Genomic DNA, 1,572 nt, shown 5'->3' with positions numbered 1-1,572 from the left:
ATATGAACGACTCTCGAAAGCTCGTGCGATCTGGACATTCCGGACAATCTGGACTATATCAACCTCCGAAGAGTATGGAGGCCAACATGGTCGCAACGGTTCGCAAGGCGCGAGCTGCGCGGTTCAGTGTGAACAGCGCTGCCGTCGCCGACATTCTCGACGTCCTCGCCCGGCACAACCCTGGAATTTCCAGATCAGTGCTGAAGGGCAAGAGCAAGGTCGTCGCTGCCGTCACGGCGGCCGCGGTAAGGCTGTCTGACGAACAGCAGCGCCAGATCCTGGCCCATGAGAACAATCTTGCCGAGGCAATGCAGACCGTGGTCGCCGACCTCGCCGGCCGGCGTGTCGAAAAGCTGATCGAGCTCAATATCGGCAAACCCGTCGAGGTCAGCCAGGGGGCCGGCTTGGCCGACGTGGTGGATGTCGACGAAGGCCGCCGGCGTCTTGCGGCCTACGCGACGCCTGTTCGCCTCGAAGACTGGGCGGGGCCAGTTGCGGGACCGGGCGACATCGAGAAAGCCTTTGGAACAAAGCGGTCGACCCTGCACGACTGGCAGAAGCGGGGCGCGGTTATCGGGTTGCTCAAGGGCGAGCGCAAGCATGTCTTCCCCCTGGCGCAGTTCGTCGATGGCCGGCCCGTGGAGGGCATGTCGGACGTCACTGGAATCATCGGCAATCCGAGAGCCGCCTGGCAGTGGCTCATCCAATCGAAGCCGAGCATCGGCGGAACACCGCTCGACCGGCTCAAAGCTGGACATCTGGAAGAGGTCATCGACGCCGCCGAACGTGATTTCGGCTGATCGTGAAGCTTGATCCCAAGATCGTCGCGGAGCTTGCCCTAGCATTCCAGCCGCAATCCTACCTGCGCGTGATACCGGCGGCCCATGCCGCGACCCCGCTCGGCATGGGTCTCAGTCATACTCGCTTTTCAAGTCCCGATCGGACGTTTCGGCTGATCTACCTTGCGCGCGATCTCGCAACTGCAATCGCTGAAACCATCGTCCGGGACCGTTTCGAGGATGCGACGGAACGCGTGCTCGATCACAGCGAGATCGAGGAATGGGCCGTTGCAGAGGTTTCCGCGCCCTCTTCTCTCGTGGTTCTCGATCTGCGAACGACGGGATTGCTGAGGCTCGGGGTCAGCACAGACGCGACCCGCGCGAAGGCACATCGAGAAGGACAGCAGCTCAGCAAGGCCGTCTACAACGCCTTTGCGGTTGACGGGCTGCTCTATTCCTCCCGGTTGACCTCAGCCGAATGCCTGGCGGTGTACGATCGAGCGGTAGAGGTCAAACTGGTTTCGACACGGGCCGTGAATCTGGTGCGCCACCCGGACCTCATTCCCGCGCTGAAGTCCATCGGCGTTGCAATCCGGAGCGCACCCAGCACGATGGGTTGATCCACTCGGCTTCACGTGCTGCGCACGAGATCCGGATGAGGTATGTGCGTCCACCAACGTATGCCGTCGGATCAAAGCGGCTGGACGCTGCGGCATCCCAGAAGGCTGCGTCCGCCTCGAGACGATCCTAGGCCAGGCGGCGAGGCCCGGTACGAATACGCCGAGTGGCGTCG

General features: G+C 62.4%; 2 protein-coding genes. Both read left to right on the top strand.

Features of this window, described 5'->3' with window-relative positions; all coding sequences use genetic code 11:
* Positions 1 to 74 precede the first annotated feature (74 nt).
* Positions 75 to 800, top strand: a complete 726-nt coding sequence (locus V5F77_RS28720) for an antitoxin Xre/MbcA/ParS-like domain-containing protein (RefSeq protein ID WP_429008457.1) — start codon at positions 75 to 77, stop codon at positions 798 to 800.
* Between the two features lie 2 nt (positions 801 to 802).
* Positions 803 to 1,399 (top strand): RES family NAD+ phosphorylase, encoded by a 597-nt coding sequence (locus V5F77_RS28715; protein WP_348848578.1) that lies wholly within the window; start codon positions 803 to 805, stop codon positions 1,397 to 1,399.
* Positions 1,400 to 1,572: the final 173 nt, after the last annotated feature.

This window comes from Roseixanthobacter psychrophilus, assembly GCF_043195195.1.
GTDB lineage: Bacteria > Pseudomonadota > Alphaproteobacteria > Rhizobiales > Xanthobacteraceae > NCEH01.
This window is presented reverse-complemented; position numbering and strand designations above follow the sequence as displayed.

What these genes read in the sequence shown, in the direction of transcription:
- V5F77_RS28720 (WP_429008457.1), top strand. Translation starts at nt 75, where the DNA reads ATGGAGGCCAACATGGTCGCAACGGTTCGCAAGGCGCGAGCTGCGCGG.